The sequence below is a fragment of the Bradyrhizobium sp. HKCCYLR20261 genome, assembly GCF_051168435.1.
In the GTDB taxonomy this organism is placed as follows: domain Bacteria; phylum Pseudomonadota; class Alphaproteobacteria; order Rhizobiales; family Xanthobacteraceae; genus Bradyrhizobium.
In genome coordinates this window covers 429,597-445,753 of the sequence record NZ_JBNPUZ010000003.1, presented here as the reverse complement: position 1 = coordinate 445,753, position 16,157 = coordinate 429,597, and the positions used below count along the sequence as shown (strand labels likewise).

Below are 16,157 nucleotides of genomic sequence, written 5' to 3'. Positions count from 1 at the left end.
CTGCTCAACGCGCCGGGATGAAGGTCGGTCCGACCGTGCGGATCTGCTTGTCGCCGCCCGCGCCGGTCGTGGTGTCGGCGGTCGTGGTCTGCGCCGCGGTCTCGGCAGGAGCGGCGCCCTTCTTGGCAGCGGTGGCCGGCGGCTTGCCGCTCTGGCGCTGCTGCATCCGCTTGGCGCTCTCCTCGGTGACGATGATGTCGCCCTGTTCGGCCGCCGAGGCTCGCTCGTCGATCGACTTCAGTGCGTCGGCCCAGGTCTGACCCGGCGCCTTGCAGGAGCAGGTCGGGTTGAACTCGGTGCGATATTTGAACGCGTTCGGCAGGGCAGTGTACGACTGGCCATTGACCGAGACCGCCTGGTTCATGTCCTCGCCGGGATTGCGATAGGTGAACAAGGTCGCCTCGGCGGCGGGGCATTGCGCCTTGCAGGCGCGCTCGTCATCGGCGAAGCGGCCGGGAACGGTGGCGAACGAGATCGGGAAATAGGCGCCGTCGCAGGTGCGCACGCAGACGGTCCGGTAGGTGCCCTGCGGTGCGGCGAGATCGGCGCTGGGGGGCGGCAGCGAGGCGGCCGGGTTGGTCTCGCCGCCGCCGCCGAACAGATTGGTCAGGAAGTTGCCGCCGCCACCTCCGCCGCCGCGATTCGCATATTGCTGATACTGCGGGCCGCAATTGTTCTGGCCGAGCGCGGCCAGCACCGAGCGGCGCTGGTTGTCGCGCTCACCGCCGAAACCGCCGCCGCGCAGCCGCTCCAGGCTGCCGGTGATCTGGTCGAGATTGGCGCGCATCTGCTGCAGCTGGTTGTTGACCGGCTGGCACTCGGCCGCGCGGCCGTTGAAGATCGAGAAGAAGCCGGGGCTGTCGCAGCCCATCCGCTTGGCCTGCGTGCTGACGCGATCGAGTTCGGCCTGCTGCTTGGCGGCCGCGTCCTGATAGCGCCGGATCTGGTCCTCGCGTCCGGGATCGCCGCCACCGCCGCCGCGCTCGATCGAGGCGAGCTGCGCCTCGAGCCGGGGGCAGATCGGGTTCACGCCGGCCTGTGCACCAGGCGGTCCGGGCGGCATCTGCGCATAAGAATCGGAACTGGATTGCGCCAGGGCGTGCGAGCCGGTCAGGGACAGTCCGAGCAGCGCAGTGAAGGCCAGCAGGCGCGGAGACAGGGATGCGATCAAGATGCGGTATTCCGGTCCATGGGTGCTGCCGCGGAGCTAGCACAGAATTCGGAAAAATCGCGGCAGCGGCGGGCTTCCCATAGCCGCTTTGTCGGGCAGCGTCACGTCGATTCCGGGGCGGGCGGAAGGCGGAAGCGGCTGTTCCCGCGGGCCTCAGCGCTGGCAGGTGATCGCGACATAGTCGCTGCAGGCGCCGCGGGCGCAATTTCCAGCCGCTTTCGGCACCGATCCGGTGATTTCCTCGGGGTCGACACGACGGTAGGAGGAGGCCTGCGCAAAATCGCGTGATTGGCAGTAGGAGCGCGCCGCCGAGGCGCCGCATCGGTCGCCCTTGGCCAGGCACTGGTCGACGCCATAGCCGTCGGACTCGTTGGCGATGATGAAGATGCGGCTCTCCGCGCGAGCGGTGCTCGCGACGGCAAGGAGGACAGAGCAGGCGAGCAGCGCCGAAGAGAATCGCATGGTGCACCGGTCGATGGAGGAGACAACCCATGGTTAGGCCAAAAAGGTTAACAATGATTAACCATGAGGCAGGGCGCGTGGATTTGGGCGGCGAAAGCGGCCGTTTTGCGGCTCTTGACGGCAACATCCCGCTGCATCATGGTGAAACCCATGAACGGTTTCCTCGCCATCTGCTGCATTTGCCGCGAGATTATTCGCTAGCGATTCGCTGGCTGAGGCCGTCTTTTCTCAACAGAGATGATCAGGACGCCCGGCCGGCAGGTCGGAGGCGTGAATTTGCCGTGGCTGGTCCGCCTGCGGACCGTCGGCTGGCGTAGGGGGCATCCGTGACGTCTCGCCTTGGCGAGACGCGAGCAAGGGCATTCGGGGACGGACCATGGAATTGCGTTTGTACGACACCGCGTCGCGGGAGAAGCGCCCCTTCGTGCCGCTCGATCCCGACAATGTCCGCATGTATGTCTGCGGACCGACGGTCTATGACTTTGCCCATATCGGCAATGCGCGCCCGGTCATCGTCTTCGACGTGCTGTTCCGGCTGCTGCGGCACATCTACGGCAAGGATCACGTCACCTACGTCCGCAACATCACGGACGTCGATGACAAGATCAATGCGCGCGCCGCGCGCGACTTTCCCGGGCTGCCGCTGAACGAGGCGATCCGCAAGGTCACCGAGGTGACCGCGAACCAGTTCCACAGCGACGCGGCGGCGCTCGGCAGCCTGCCGCCGACCTTCGAGCCGCGCGCCACCGAATTCGTGCTGCCGCGCCCCGACGGCAAGGCGGACATGGTGACGCTGATCCGGCAACTGATCGCGCGCGGCCACGCCTATGAGGCCGGCGGCGAGGTGCTGTTCGACACGTCGTCGATGCCGGATTACGGCGCGCTGTCGGGCCGCAAGCTCGACGAGCAGCTCGCCGGCGCGCGTGTCGCGGTTGACGCGCACAAGAAGAACCCGGCCGACTTCGTGCTGTGGAAGCAGTCCTCGGCCGACGAGCCGGGCTGGGATAGCCCGTGGGGCCGCGGCCGCCCCGGATGGCACATCGAGTGCTCGGCGATGAGCGCCGCCTATCTCGGCGAGGTCTTTGACATCCATGGCGGCGGGCTCGACCTGATCTTCCCGCATCATGAGAACGAGATCGCGCAGTCGCGCTGCGCCCACGGCACGTCTGTCATGGCGAACTACTGGCTGCACAACGAATTCGTGCAGGTCGAGGGCGCCAAGATGTCGAAGAGTCTCGGCAACTTCGTGACCATCCGTGACCTGCTCGCGGATTGGCCCGGCGAGGTGCTGCGCCTCAACATGCTCAAGATGCACTACCGCTCGCCGGCCGACTGGACGCTCAAGAACCTCGAGGAGAGCGCCAAGACGCTCGACGACTGGTACCGCGTAGCGGCCGACGCACCGGGCGAGCAGCCGGACCCCGCGGTGATCGCTGCCCTGCTGGACGATCTCAACACGCCGCTGATGATCGCCGAACTGCATGCGTTGCGCGGGCGCGCTGCGGCCGGAGGCGAGGCCGAACGCGCGGCGTTCTCGGGCTCACTGCGCTTTGCCGGTTTCCTGTCCGACACGGCTGCGCAGTGGGAAGCCCGCAAGCAGCAGGCCAAGGGCGTCGATGCCGCCAAAGTTGAAGGGCTGATTGCCGAGCGCGCTGCGGCGCGTGGGCGCAAGGACTTCAAGGAATCCGACCGCATCCGTGACGAACTCGCCGCGATGGGCGTGGTGCTGAAGGATGGCAAAAGCGCCGACGGCAAGCCGGTGACGACCTGGGAGATCGCGCGATGAGCAGGCCCGACACGCCATTCCCCAGACACTGGCTGTACTACATCGGACTGAAGCTGGTGCTGATCGCCGGCGCAGTGGCGCTGGTCACGAAGCTCTACGGCATGTGGTGACGGACATGGGACAGGCAATTCCGAAGGCCGCGCTGCGGCCGTTTCTCCCCACCGACACGCCGCTGCTCGCCGCGATCTTCGTCGCCAGCATCCAGGAGCTGACCTCGGACGACTACAGCGAGGAGCAGCAGGAGGCCTGGGCCGCCGCCGCCGAGAACGAGGCGAGCTTCGGCAAGAAGCTGGCGTCGGAGCTGACTCTGATCGCGACCTTGCAGGGCTCGCCGGTCGGCTTCGCTGCGCTCAAGGGCAATGACCATATCGATATGCTCTACGTGCATCCGAGCGCGGTCGGGCAGGGCGTCGGCGCCATGCTGTGCGACGCGCTGGAGAAGCTGGCGGGGGCGCGCGGCACGACAGGCCTTTCCGTCGATGCCAGCGACACCGCGGTCGATTTCTTCCGCAAGCGCGGCTACGTCGCGCAGCAGCGCAACAGCGTCTCGATCAATGGCGAGTGGCTCGCCAACACCACGATGAAGAAGACGCTCGGGGCAGAGGCGCAGGCATGAGCAGAGAACGCCTCTATTTGTTCGACACGACCCTGCGTGACGGCGCGCAGACCAACGGCGTCGACTTCACGCTCGCTGACAAGCAGGTCATCGCGCGCCTGCTCGACGATCTCGGCATCGACTATGTCGAGGGCGGCTATCCCGGCGCCAATCCGCTCGACACGGAATTCTTCGCCGCGCGGCCGAAGCTGGGCCACGCCCGCTTCACCGCCTTCGGCATGACCCGGCGCGCGGGGCGCTCGGTCTCCAATGATCCCGGTGTCGCCGCGCTGCTGGATGCGAAGGCGGATGCGATCTGCTTCGTCGCCAAATCCTCGGCCTATCAGGTGCGCGTGGCGCTGGAGACCACCAACGAGGAGAACCTCGCCTCTATCCGCGACAGCGTCACGGCGGCCAAGGCCGCGGGGCGCGAGGTGATGCTCGACTGCGAGCATTTCTTCGACGGCTTCAAGGAAAACGCGGAGTTCGCGCTGGCTTGCGCGCGTGCCGCCTATGAGGCCGGCGCGCGCTGGGTTGTGCTGTGCGACACCAATGGCGGCACGATGCCGCACGAGATCGAGGCGATCGTCGGCGAGGTGATCAAGCACGTGCCCGGCGATCACCTCGGCATTCACGCCCATAACGACACCGAGCAGGCGGTGGCGAATTCGCTCGCGGCGGTGCGGGCCGGCGTTCGCCAGATCCAGGGCACTTTGAACGGCCTCGGCGAGCGCTGCGGTAACGCCAATCTGTGCTCGCTGATCCCGACGTTGAAGCTGAAGACCGAGTTTTCCGATCGCTTCGAAATCGGCGTCTCCGACCAGCAGCTCGGCGGGCTGATGAAGGTGTCGCGTACGCTCGACGACATGCTGAACCGCGCGCCGAACCGGCATGCGCCCTATGTCGGCGAGAGCGCCTTCGTGACCAAGACCGGCATCCATGCCTCGGCCGTGCTGAAAGATCCGCACACCTACGAGCATGTGCTGCCCGAGAGTGTCGGCAATCATCGCAAAGTGCTGGTGTCAGACCAGGCCGGCCGCTCCAACGTGATCGCGGCGCTGGAGCGCGGCGGCATCCCGTTCAGCAAGAGCGATCCGAAGCTGACGCGGCTCGTCGAGGAGCTGAAGGAGCGCGAGGCCATGGGCTATGCCTATGAGTCCGCGAACGCCTCGTTCGAGTTGCTGGCGCGGCGCACCCTGGGCTCGGTGCCGGAGTATTTCCGGGTCGAGCAGTTCGACGTCAATGTCGAGCAGCGCTACAACGCGCTCGGCGAGCGAGTCACGGTGGCGCTCGCCGTCGTCAAGGTCGACGTGGCCGGCGAACGGCTGATCTCGGCCGCCGAAGGCAATGGTCCGGTGAACGCGCTCGACGTCGCCTTGCGCAAGGATCTCGGCAAGTACCAGGGCTTCATCGACGGCCTCAAGCTGATCGACTACCGCGTCCGCATCCTCAATGGCGGCACAGAGGCGGTGACGCGCGTGCTGATCGAGAGCGAGGACGAGACCGGCGAGCGCTGGACCACGGTCGGCGTGTCGCCCAACATCATCGACGCCTCGTTCCAGGCGCTGATGGATTCGGTGTTCTACAAGCTGGTGAAGTCAGGCGCGGCGGGATGAGGTGATGCATCGTTATTGCGAGCGAAGCGAAGCAATCCAGGGCGGCATGCGCGACCCTGGATTGCTTCGTCGCTTCGCTCCTCGCAATGACGAATGGAGAGAGCGGGGAGCCAACGCATGATCGACCACGTCTCCGTCGGCGTCAGCGACCTCGCCCGCAGCGCGCGCTTCTACGAGCGCACGTTGGCGCCGCTCGGCATGAGCCGCCTGGTCGAGCGGCCCAAGACCATCGGCTTCGGCAAAACCTATCCGGAGCTCTGGATCAATTGGCGCGCCAGCATGTCCCGGGTGCCTCACGACACCGGCTCGCATCTCTGCTTCCGCGCCAGAACCACCGCGGAGGTCGATGCGTTCCACGCGGCAGCCGTTGACGTAGGCGGTATCTCCGATGGCGCGCCGGGGCTGCGGCCGCATGATCGCGTGCGCTACTATGCCGCCTTCGTGCTCGATCCCGATGGCAACCGGATCGAGGCCGTCACATTTCCGAGCGAATAGGAGCTCAGAGCCGCTTGGCGATCTCCGGTACCATCTCGGTCTCTTCCTTGGCGACGCGGGCGGCCGCTTCGCGTAGGCGCGGCAGGATGTCCTCGGCGCGGTCGGCCTTGAGCAGTTCGATCTGGAAGCCCGGCCGAATGAACTCGGTCTCGCGCATGTGGGCGAGCAACGAAAACAGCGGCTCCCAGAAGCCGTCGATATTGGCCATCAGGACAGGCTTGGCGTGGCGCCCGAGCTGCTTCCAGGTGAGCTGCTCGACCAGTTCCTCGAGCGTGCCGATGCCGCCGGGCAGCGCGACGAACGCGTCCGAGTGCTCGAACATCAGCCGCTTGCGCTCATGCATGTCGGGCGTGACGATGAGGTCCTTGAGCGGCATCATGACCTCCTTCTTCACCAGGAAGTCCGGAATGATGCCCGTGACGTCGCCGCCATGGTCGAGCACTGCCTTGGCGACTGCGCCCATCATGCCGATGGAGCCGCCGCCATAGACGAGCCTGACGCCGTTCTCGGCGAGCGCCTTGCCGAGGGTTTTCGCCGATTCGATGAAGCTGGGATTGGTGCCCGGGCCGGAGCCGCAATAGACACAGACGGTGCGGATTTCAGTCATATGATGGATGTGACACTGCAGCTGAAAGGCGTCAAGACGAGGGCGGACCGGGTGGTTCGCGGGGATTTACGGGCAATCCAACCGATCTGAATCAAGTTATGCAATTACTGCGCCGCCGCAACGGATTCCGTCGACGCACGGGTGCATCTGGCGGTCGAACACTCTATATGGAGCGGGCTGCCCCGCCTCATAACAGGCCAACACCGCCGCTGTTCCAGATCGCTTGATGCCTCCCGATTCGTCTCCTCATCACGGCGCCGCCGAGTCTCCCGCCTCCCTGGAGCAGGGAACGTTGGCCGGCACGCTGCGGCACCTGTGGCCCTTCATCTGGCCGAGTGATCGCGCCGATCTGAAGATGCGCGTGCTGTGGTCGGTGGTGCTGCTGCTCGCCGCCAAGGTCGCGACCCTGGTGCTGCCCTTCACCTTCAAATGGGCCACCGACGCGCTGACGGGCGCCAACACCGCACCGGTCCAACCCGACAATTGGGCGTTCTGGCTGGTGGCCTCGCCAATCGTGATGACCGCGAGCTATGGCGGCATGCGCGTGCTGATGGCAGTGCTGACGCAATGGCGCGACGGCATCTTTGCCCGCGTCGCCATGCATGCGGTGCGCAAGCTCGCGACCATCACCTTCGTCCACATGCACGAATTGTCACTGCGCTTTCATTTGGAGCGCAAGACCGGCGGCCTGACCCGCGTGCTCGAACGCGGGCGCAATGCGATCGAGACCATCGTTCGCATGGTGATCCTGCAGCTCATCCCGACCATCGTCGAGGTGTCGCTGCTGACCGCGGTGCTGCTGTGGCAGTTCGACTGGCGCTACGTGCTGGTTACGCTGACGATGGTCGCTGCCTATCTGTACTACACCTATATCGCGACCGAGTGGCGGATCGAGATCCGTCGGCGGATGAACGATTCCGATACCGAGGCCAATACCAAGGCGATCGACTCGCTGCTCAACTATGAGACCGTGAAATATTTCGGCGCCGAGGCGCGCGAGGCCGAACGTTACGACCGCTCGATGGAGCGTTACGAGCGTGCCAGCGTGAAGACCTATACCTCGCTCGCGGTGCTCAATGCCGGGCAGGCGGTGATCTTCACGATCGGGCTGACGGTCGCGATGCTGATGTGCGCCCATGGCGTCCGCGAGGGCCGCAACACGGTCGGCGATTTCGTCATGATCAACAGCATGATGATCCAGCTCTACCAGCCCTTGAATTTCATGGGCATGGTGTATCGCGAGATCAAGCAGGCGATCATCGACATCGAGAAGATGTTCGGCGTGCTCACCCGGGATGCCGAGGTGAAAGACGCGCCGGGCGCCAGGCCGCTGGTCGTGAGCTCGGGCGCGGTGCGCTTCGAGGACGTCCGTTTCGCCTATGAGCCGGATCGGCCGATCCTGCAGGGGCTGAGCTTCGAGGTGCCGGCCGGCAAGACGGTCGCCATCGTCGGCCCTTCCGGTGCCGGCAAGTCGACGATTTCCCGGCTGCTGTTCCGGCTTTACGACGTCTCCGGCGGCCGCATCCTGATCGACGGGCAGGACATCCGCGCGGTCAGCCAAGTCTCGCTGCGCGCGCAGATCGGCATGGTCCCGCAGGATACCGTGCTGTTCAACGACACCATCCGCTACAACATCCGCTACGGGCGCTGGGACGCGGACGATGCCGCCGTCGAGGAAGCGGCGCGCCTCGCCCAGATCGACGGGCTGATCAAGATGGCGCCGAAGGGCTACGAAACCCAGGTCGGCGAGCGCGGTCTCAAGCTGTCCGGCGGCGAGAAGCAGCGCGTGGCCATCGCCCGCACCATCCTCAAGGGGCCGCCGATCCTGGTGCTCGATGAGGCAACCTCGGCGCTCGACAGCCATACCGAGCAGGAGATCCAGGATGCGCTCGACCGCGTGTCGCGCAACCGCACCTCCCTCGTCATCGCGCACCGGCTCTCGACCATCGTCGCGGCCGATGAGATCATTGTGCTCGACCGCGGCCGGATCGCCGAGCGCGGCACCCACGGCGAGCTGTTGGCCAGAGGCGGGCTGTATGCCAGCATGTGGAACCGGCAGCGCGAGGCCGAGGAGGCGCGCGAAAAGCTGGCCAAGATCGGCGACGACGCCGCCGCGCCCAACCGCAATCCGCCGGCGCGGGGCGAGCCCGACATGAGCGGACCCGAACTGCCCGGGTCCGTTGCCAGTGCGGCCGAGTGAATTCTCGGCGGTTGCCGTGATCCGAACGCAAGGACTCGTTAAGGATTCATTTTGACCTTCGCCGTCCGGCGACCTAGTCAAGGCGGCGGTCCGCTCTGAGGTCAGAGGGACATCATCTCAACGAAGCAGGCCATGTCGATCAGCAATTCCATCCGTGCCCAGATCCCGCCGATCCATCCCGAGGGTTACCCCTTCATCGGCGGATTTGCCCTCGTCAGCCTGATCCTGTTCTGGATCTTCACCCCGCTCGGCTGGATCGGCACGCTGCTCACCGTCTGGTGCGCGCTGTTCTTCCGCGACCCCATCCGCGTGACGCCACAGCGGGAAGGGCTGGTGGTGGCGCCGGCCGACGGGAAGATCTCGATGATCACCCGCGCGCTGCCGCCGGCGGAGCTCGGCCTCGGCGACCGCCCGCTGTTGCGGGTCTCGATCTTCATGAGCGTGTTCAACGTCCATGTGAACCGGGCTCCGGTGGCCGGGCGGATCGAGAAGATCGCTTATCGCCCGGGGGCCTTCATCAATGCCGAGCTCGACAAGGCGAGCGAGGACAATGAGCGCAACTCGCTCGCGATCTCGACGCCGCATGGCCGGATCGGCGTGGTCCAGATCGCCGGCCTCGTGGCGCGCCGGATCGTGTCGTTCGTGCGGGAAGGGCAGACGATCGGCGCAGGCGAGCGCTTCGGGCTGATCCGCTTCGGGTCGCGGCTCGACGTCTATTTCCCCGATGGCACCGAGGTTCTGGTCTCGGAAGGACAGACGGCCATCGCCGGTGAAACCATCCTGGCCGATTTCGACGTTCCGGTGCCGGGCCTGACGTTCCGAAGCCAGTGAACCGTCCTCGCCCGATGACGACCCATTAAGGAGGCCTTGAGCCAAGTTCAGGCACAAGGTTCCGGCAAAACCATCCCTGGTGTGATCATGAGCTTCGATCCGAACTCTCCCGAACTGCGCCGCCGGCGTTTCCGGCCGATCCCGGTGCGGTTGCTGGTCCCGAACATGATCACGCTGCTGGCGATCTGTGCCGGCCTGACCGCGATCCGGCTGTCGACCGAGGGCCGGATGGAGCTCGCGGTCGGTGCGATCGTGTTTGCCGCCTTCCTCGACGGCATCGACGGCCGCATCGCCCGCATGATCAAGGGGCAGTCGAAGTTCGGCGCGGAGCTCGACAGCCTCGCCGATTTCGTCAATTTCGGCGTTGCGCCGGGCCTGATCCTGTACTTCTGGCAGTTGCACGAGCTGCGCGACGGCGGCTGGATCGCGGCCATGATGTACGCCATCAGCGGCGGCCTGCGGCTGGCGCGCTTCAATGCCAGCATCGACGATCCCAACAAGCCGCCCTTCGCTGCGAACTTCTTTACCGGCGTGCCGGCGCCGCTCGGCGCCATCACGGTGCTGCTGCCGGTCTATCTCGCCTTCCTCGATCTGCCCAAGCCGCCCGCCCTGGTGACGGCCTTCTACACGCTGCTGATCGCCTTCCTGATGGTGTCACGGCTGCCGGTGTTCTCCGGCAAGACCACGCGAATGCGCGTCTCGCCCGAGCTGGTGCTGCCGGTGTTCGCCTCGGTGGTGTTCTTCGTGGCGCTGCTGGTGGTCTATCCCTGGCACATCCTGTCGGCGGGCTCGATCCTCTACATCCTGAGCCTGCCGTTCGGCTGGCGGCTGTATCGCCAGCAGGCCGCGCGGCATGCCGCGGCGCTTGGCGCCTCGGCGGCGCCTCAGGCCGCTGCTACGTCGAGCCCCGCCTTTGCGCCGCCGCCACCTTCTGCCGAGCAGGAGCAGCATCCGCCTGAGCGGCTGCATTGACCTCAGCACATGGCCCCGCGCTTTGCCGGCTCGGGGCGCGTCAGTTATACCGGGTGCAAGGACGGACGTGAGATCCGTCCCTCACATCCGGAGACAACGCCTTGACCAATTCCGCCGCGCCGGTCGCTCCATCCGTTCTCGAGGCGCTCGCGCGCTATGACACGCCGACCATCTGCAACGCCATGGAGATCGTGGCGCCTGATCGCCGCCTGATCGGCTACACCACCAAGCCGCTGGTCTGTCCGTTTCCCGATCTGCCGCCCATGGTCGGCTATGCGCGGACCGCGACGATCCGCTCCGTGGTCAAGTCCGGCCTGCCGGCCGAAGAGCAGGCACGGCGGCGTACCGACTATTACGAATATGTCGGCACCGGTCACGGTCCGCGTATCGTGGTGATCCAGGACATCGACGGCCCCGATATCGGCTATGGCGCCTTTTGGGGCGAGGTGCAGAGCAACGTGCACAAGGCGCTCGGCTGCCTCGGCGTGATCACGGACGGCTCGATCCGCGACATCCCGCAATGGGCACCGGGCTTCCAGGCGCTGGCCGGCTCGATCGGCCCGTCGCATGCCTGGGTGCATGCCGAGAGCTTTGGCGGCGAGGTCCGTGTCGCCGGCATGACGGTGCGTTCGGATGACCTGATCCACTCCGACCGCCACGGCGCGATCGTGATCCCCCACGACATCGCCGCCAGCCTGCCAGAGGCGGCCGAACTGTGTGCCCGGCGCGAGACGCCGATCCTGGAGATCGCGCGGTCTGCCGATTTCTCGCTGGAGAAGCTCAAGGCCGCGCTCAAGCGCTCGGCAGAGATTCATTGAGGCGCGCGGCGCAAACATGAGCCCTCACGCGCGGGCGTGAGGGCTGGTCTTCGAGGTGATGGGCGATGGAACGGATCGCGGGCCGGGGCGGCCGGGTGTTCTTCAGGTATGTCTGGCGCTTCAATGCGCTGGCAATCGCTGTGGCCGCCATTTTGCTCATCGCGGTCGGCGCCTATGCGGCGCTGCGGATCTTCAAGGACGAGACGCGCGAGCGCCGCGTCACCAATGTCGTGAATGTCAGTGGCCAGGACCGGATCTCCGAGGATCTCCTCCTGGGCCGCGCGATCGTCGTCGACGGCACGCGCTATGTCCGCATTCCGCTGTACCGGAGCCAGACCTATGGCGCGGCCTCCTATTACGACAAGACAAGCGACAGGAACGTCGTGAACTATCTGTTCCTGGATCCGGCGATCAACCAGCCGCGATGGCTGTTCGACACCGGGGCCCAACTGATCGTTTCTACCCAGCTGATGCTCAACAAGCTACGGCTCGGCGCAGACCAGCGCGAAGCGGTCGGGATGGTCTACACCGTCGTCGAGAAGGATACCAATGGCGATGGACGGCTGACCGAGAAGGATGCCGTCTCGGTGGCCGTCAGCGACATCAGCGGGGCCAACTACCGCAAGCTGCTGGACGGCGTCGGTCGCCTGGATGCTGTCGAGCAGGTTGCGGATGACAAGATGCTACTGCTCTATCAGCGGGATCAGGACACCGTCCTGGAGGTCTATCGCCTGCCGTCGATGGAACGGCTGAGCCAATCGACCATCCCCAAGATCAAGCTGAAATAAGACCGGGCTTGCCGGACGGTCGGCGGATCGCTGGTTCGCGTGGACTCGGTGCGGGCTTCGATCATCACGAACGATCGCCGCCTTCGGCCGCAGGATCGTATCCGAGCTTGTCCGGATGACTACGGGGGGCGAGCCTTGCCCATCGAGGTATTGATCGATCGTGGTCGCCTATTACCTGCAAACGGGCCGGAAGGGCCGAGAGTTAAGCGATGACGGCGCGTTCAGAAGATTTTATCCATCAAGCTTTACCTGATGGCGAGCCTGGACGGATAGGCATGTCGCTCGAGGGCGAAAGACATGCGCAGGCTGATCTCCAAATCGATGCCGTTGTTCGAGTGGCTCGACCAGACCGTCGACAGGATCGTGCGGCTGGTTGGACATTTCGGCAGCGCCGTCATCGGCCTGTCGGCGATCGCGGTGGTCTGGGCCGGCATCTTCTACACGGTTTCCGAAGAGTATTCACGCACCGAGCAGTCGGCCTTGAAGAACGGCGCCAATCTCGCGCGCGCGTTCGAGGAGCAGATCATCCGCTCGATCCGCGCCGCGGATCAAACGCTGCTCTATGTGCGGGATACCTACGCCAAGGACCCGCAGAATTTCGACATGTCGCTGTGGGCGAAGCACAGTCAGTTCCTGTCCGACTTCTCGTTCCAGGTGGTCGTGATCGGCAAGGACGGCATCATGCTGTCCAGCAACATCGATCCGAAGATGCGCGGTCTCGACCTGCATGACCGCGAACACTTCCGCGTCCATGCTGACGGCAAGGACGACGTCCTGTTCATCAGCAAGCCGATCTTCGGACGCGTCTCGAATAAATGGTCGATCCAGCTGACGCGCCGGATCATCATGCCGGACAACTCGTTCGGAGGCGTCGTCGTCGTATCGCTCGATCCCGCCTATCTCTCGAGCTTCTACAATTCGGTCGATCTCGGCAAGCAGGGCAATGTGACGCTTGCGGGTCTGGATGGCATCATCCGCGCGCGGGCCTCGGCCGCCTCGAGCGGCGTAGGCACCTCTCTTGCCGGCAGCCCGATCATGTCGGCCATTCAGAACAAGAGCAGCGGCTCCTACACGGCGCGCAGCCAGGTCGACGGCATCGCCAGGATCTATTCGTTTCAGCGGGTGAAGGGTCACCCGCTGGTCGTCGTCGTCGGTCAGGCCACCGAGGAGGTCTTCGCCGCGTTCAAGCGCGATCGCGATCGTGATTTCCTGGTCGGGGCGCTGTTGACGGTGATCATCGGGATCGTCACGATCCTCATCGCGCGCTATCAGGCAGGTCTTGCCGCCTCGCGCGACGCGGCCGAGGCGGGCACGCGGGCGCGGTCGGAATTTCTGGCGATGATGAGCCACGAAATTCGCACGCCTATGAACGGCGTCATCGGCCTGGCCGATCTGCTGCTGTCTGCCGATCTGGCGCCGGAGCAGCGCAAGATCGCCATGACATTGCGTGAATCGGCGGACTATCTGCTGCAACTCCTCAATGACGTCCTCGATTTTTCCAAGCTCGATGCCGATCGCCTGGAGATCGAGCACATCGAGTTCGATCTGCATCGTTCGGTGACCGCCACCGCCGAACTGCTGGTGTCGCGGGCCAAGGAGAAGGGCCTGCAGCTCACCACCTCGATCGCGCCCGACGTGCCGAACTATGTGGTCGGCGATCCCGCGCGACTGCGTCAGGTGCTGTTCAACCTCGTCGGCAATGCGCTCAAATTCACCGAGGCCGGCAGCGTGCATGTCGACGTGCGGGCCGAGGGCCTGACCGGCCAAAATCTCACGTTGGTGTTTTCGGTGGCGGATACCGGCGTCGGCATCCCTGCGGAGGCCGTCGGCCGCCTGTTCAAGCAGTTCTCGCAGGTCGACAATTCCATCTCGCGCCGGTTCGGCGGCACGGGCCTTGGGCTCGCGATCTGCAAGCGCCTGGTCACCTGCATGGGCGGCGACATCAAGGTGCAGAGCAAGGTGGGCGAGGGCAGTACCTTCACCTTCTCCATCGAGGTGCAGCCGCAGCCGCACCCCGATGTCGAGCATGTGAGCGCTCCCGAGGCGACGATCGCGCCGGCTAGCGCGGCGACCATCTCCGAGGAGCGGCCGGCCGGCGCCGAGCCGCTGAAGGTCCTCGTGGCCGAGGACAATCTGACCAATCAGTTCGTGATCAAGAAGCTGCTGGACAAGCTCGGCCACGCCTACGACATCGTCGAGAACGGCACCCAGGCCATCGCGGCGGTGCAGAAGCAGACCTACGATCTCATCCTGATGGACATGATGATGCCGGAGATGGACGGCCTCACCGCGACGCGGATGATCCGCTCGCTGCCGCCGCCCGCCCAGGACATCTACATCATCGCTCTGACGGCCAACGCCACCAGCCAGGATCACCTGGCTTGCACCGATGCCGGCATGAACGACTTCGTGACCAAGCCGGTCACGCGGGATCGACTGAACGCCGCTCTGCTCCGCGCGGCCGCTGCCACGAACAAGGAAAGGCTTGTCGCATGACCGACCTGGTGCAATTCGATGAAACCGTCTACCAGATCCTGATCTCCGAGCTAGGTGAGGAAGACGCGCTCGAGGTGCTCAGGACCTTCCTGGACGACACCTCCAGCAAGTTCGGCAAGCTGGCCTCCAAGTTCGAGGATCGCCAGGAGCTCAGGCGCGAGGCGCATTCCATCAAGAGTTCGTCGGCGACGTTCGGCTTCTCGGCGCTGTCGCGGCTGTCGCGCGAGCTCGAAGCGGGCTCGGCGACGATGGAGCCGGCGCAGATGCTGGAGATGGTGCATAAGATGGAGAAATCGTTCGAACAGGCGGTCCTGTTCGCCGAGGCGAATCTGCTCAAGTCGGGCGCGGCCGCGGCCTGAGTGCAGCGCGCGTAGAGATGCGCATCGCTTCTCTTCGTCTGTTTACCTCTCATTATGCCTACCAAATTCGGTAACCCGTCCTTAATGGCGCGCATCTAATCTAAATTGCGCGTGGGGCAGGGCCGCGCGCCCGTCCAGGATGGCCGGTTGTTCGCGTATGCGGGTGGAGTAAGCTCATGGATATCATGACGGGCGCAGGGCTCGTGGTCGGCGTGATCGTCATCGCCGTGATGATGCTGCTGGGCGGCGATTTCGGCATGTTCGTCAGCGATCACGCTGCGATCATCATCTTCGGCGGCTCCACCGCCGCCACCATGATCCGCTTTCCGCTCGGTGCGATCGCCCATGGCGTCCCGCTCGGCATGAAGTTCGTGTTCACGATGAGCCGGCTGTCGGCCCGCGAGCTCGTCGACGAGCTCGCCCGCATCGCCGAGATCGCCCGCAAGCAGGGCCCGGTCGGCCTGGAAAAGGTCGAGACCGACGAGCCATTCCTCGCCAAAGGCATCCGCTACGTGGCCGACGGCTACGACCTCGAATTTATCCGCGACAATCTCGAGCGTGACCGCGACAATTTCCTGATGCATCTCGACGAGGGCAGCAAGATCTATCGCGCCGTCGGCGACTGCGCCCCGGCCTTCGGCATGATCGGCACGCTCATCGGCATGGTGCAGATGTTCGCCAACATGACCGACCCCTCGAAGCTCGGCCCGTTCATGGCGACCGCGCTGCTCGCGACGCTGTACGGCGCGCTGGTCGCCAACCTGATCTGTCTGCCGATCGCCGACAAGCTGCACGGCAAGCTGCTCGACGAAGAGACCAACCGCACGCTGATCATCGACGGCATCCTGATGATCCGCGACTCCAAGAGCCCGGCGCTCGTGCGCGAAATGCTGCTGGCCTATCTGCCGGAGAAGCATCGCCATGCCGAAGGCGAGCCCGTGCCGGCCTGATCGGCGGGCAG

At 65.2% G+C, this 16,157-nt stretch carries 15 protein-coding genes; 12 read left to right on the top strand and 3 right to left on the bottom strand.

The genetic code is table 11. From position 1 onward, the window contains the following. Nucleotides 1–4 precede the first annotated feature (4 nt). Entirely contained in the window at nucleotides 5–1,171 is a 1,167-nt protein-coding gene (locus ACQR1L_RS09240) for a DUF2865 domain-containing protein (RefSeq protein ID WP_434857639.1), read from the bottom strand. 153 nt (nucleotides 1,172–1,324) lie between these two features. Continuing rightward, nucleotides 1,325–1,633, bottom strand: coding sequence for a hypothetical protein (locus tag ACQR1L_RS09235; protein ID WP_434857638.1), 309 nt, complete (start codon nucleotides 1,631–1,633; stop codon nucleotides 1,325–1,327). A 376-nt stretch (nucleotides 1,634–2,009) separates the two neighbouring features. Here ACQR1L_RS09235 and cysS point away from each other — a divergent pair, with 376 nt between their 5' ends. The 4 genes from cysS to ACQR1L_RS09215 all read left to right on the top strand — a co-directional run bounded on the left by cysS (nucleotide 2,010) and on the right by ACQR1L_RS09215 (nucleotide 6,125). Continuing rightward, nucleotides 2,010–3,419 carry a cysteine--tRNA ligase gene (cysS, locus tag ACQR1L_RS09230; RefSeq protein ID WP_434857637.1) on the top strand — a complete coding sequence of 470 codons (1,410 nt, stop codon included), beginning with the start codon at nucleotides 2,010–2,012 and terminating at the stop codon, nucleotides 3,417–3,419. 115 nt (nucleotides 3,420–3,534) lie between these two features. Beyond that, nucleotides 3,535–4,035 (top strand): GNAT family N-acetyltransferase, encoded by a 501-nt coding sequence (locus tag ACQR1L_RS09225; RefSeq protein ID WP_434857636.1) that lies wholly within the window; start codon nucleotides 3,535–3,537, stop codon nucleotides 4,033–4,035. After that, entirely contained in the window at nucleotides 4,032–5,630 is a 1,599-nt protein-coding gene (cimA, locus tag ACQR1L_RS09220) for a citramalate synthase (RefSeq protein ID WP_434857635.1), read from the top strand. The genes ACQR1L_RS09225 and cimA overlap by 4 nt, the downstream gene beginning before the upstream one ends. Nucleotides 5,631–5,747: 117 nt before the next feature. Further along, nucleotides 5,748–6,125 carry a VOC family protein gene (locus tag ACQR1L_RS09215; RefSeq protein WP_434857634.1) on the top strand — a complete coding sequence of 126 codons (378 nt, stop codon included), beginning with the start codon at nucleotides 5,748–5,750 and terminating at the stop codon, nucleotides 6,123–6,125. A gap of 4 nt (nucleotides 6,126–6,129) precedes the next feature. On the opposite strand, the gene ACQR1L_RS09210 is transcribed toward ACQR1L_RS09215, so the two are convergent. After that, the gene (locus ACQR1L_RS09210) at nucleotides 6,130–6,732 is read right to left on the bottom strand and encodes a TIGR00730 family Rossman fold protein (protein ID WP_434857633.1); all 603 of its coding nucleotides are present in this window, start codon (nucleotides 6,730–6,732) and stop codon (nucleotides 6,130–6,132) included. 226 nt (nucleotides 6,733–6,958) lie between these two features. Between ACQR1L_RS09210 and ACQR1L_RS09205 the strand changes: the two genes are divergently transcribed. The 8 genes from ACQR1L_RS09205 to ACQR1L_RS09170 all read left to right on the top strand — a co-directional run bounded on the left by ACQR1L_RS09205 (nucleotide 6,959) and on the right by ACQR1L_RS09170 (nucleotide 16,146). Then, nucleotides 6,959–8,932, top strand: coding sequence for an ABCB family ABC transporter ATP-binding protein/permease (locus tag ACQR1L_RS09205; RefSeq protein WP_434857632.1), 1,974 nt, complete (start codon nucleotides 6,959–6,961; stop codon nucleotides 8,930–8,932). Between the two features lie 132 nt (nucleotides 8,933–9,064). After that, complete coding sequence (locus tag ACQR1L_RS09200; protein WP_434857631.1) at nucleotides 9,065–9,763, top strand: phosphatidylserine decarboxylase; 699 nt, start codon at nucleotides 9,065–9,067, stop codon at nucleotides 9,761–9,763. Nucleotides 9,764–9,850: 87 nt separating this feature from the next. After that, nucleotides 9,851–10,735: a CDP-alcohol phosphatidyltransferase family protein gene (locus ACQR1L_RS09195; protein WP_434857630.1), complete on the top strand. Its 885-nt coding sequence runs from the start codon at nucleotides 9,851–9,853 to the stop codon at nucleotides 10,733–10,735. Nucleotides 10,736–10,917: 182 nt separating this feature from the next. Continuing rightward, nucleotides 10,918–11,553, top strand: coding sequence for an RraA family protein (locus tag ACQR1L_RS09190; RefSeq protein WP_434857807.1), 636 nt, complete (start codon nucleotides 10,918–10,920; stop codon nucleotides 11,551–11,553). A gap of 65 nt (nucleotides 11,554–11,618) precedes the next feature. Next, nucleotides 11,619–12,341, top strand: coding sequence for a hypothetical protein (locus ACQR1L_RS09185; protein WP_434857629.1), 723 nt, complete (start codon nucleotides 11,619–11,621; stop codon nucleotides 12,339–12,341). A gap of 297 nt (nucleotides 12,342–12,638) precedes the next feature. Next, nucleotides 12,639–14,837: an ATP-binding protein gene (locus tag ACQR1L_RS09180; RefSeq protein ID WP_434857628.1), complete on the top strand. Its 2,199-nt coding sequence runs from the start codon at nucleotides 12,639–12,641 to the stop codon at nucleotides 14,835–14,837. Continuing rightward, complete coding sequence (locus tag ACQR1L_RS09175; protein ID WP_434857627.1) at nucleotides 14,834–15,196, top strand: Hpt domain-containing protein; 363 nt, start codon at nucleotides 14,834–14,836, stop codon at nucleotides 15,194–15,196. The genes ACQR1L_RS09180 and ACQR1L_RS09175 overlap by 4 nt, the downstream gene beginning before the upstream one ends. 176 nt (nucleotides 15,197–15,372) lie before the next feature. Further along, entirely contained in the window at nucleotides 15,373–16,146 is a 774-nt protein-coding gene (locus ACQR1L_RS09170) for a motility protein A (RefSeq protein ID WP_009028798.1), read from the top strand. Nucleotides 16,147–16,157 lie beyond the last annotated feature (11 nt).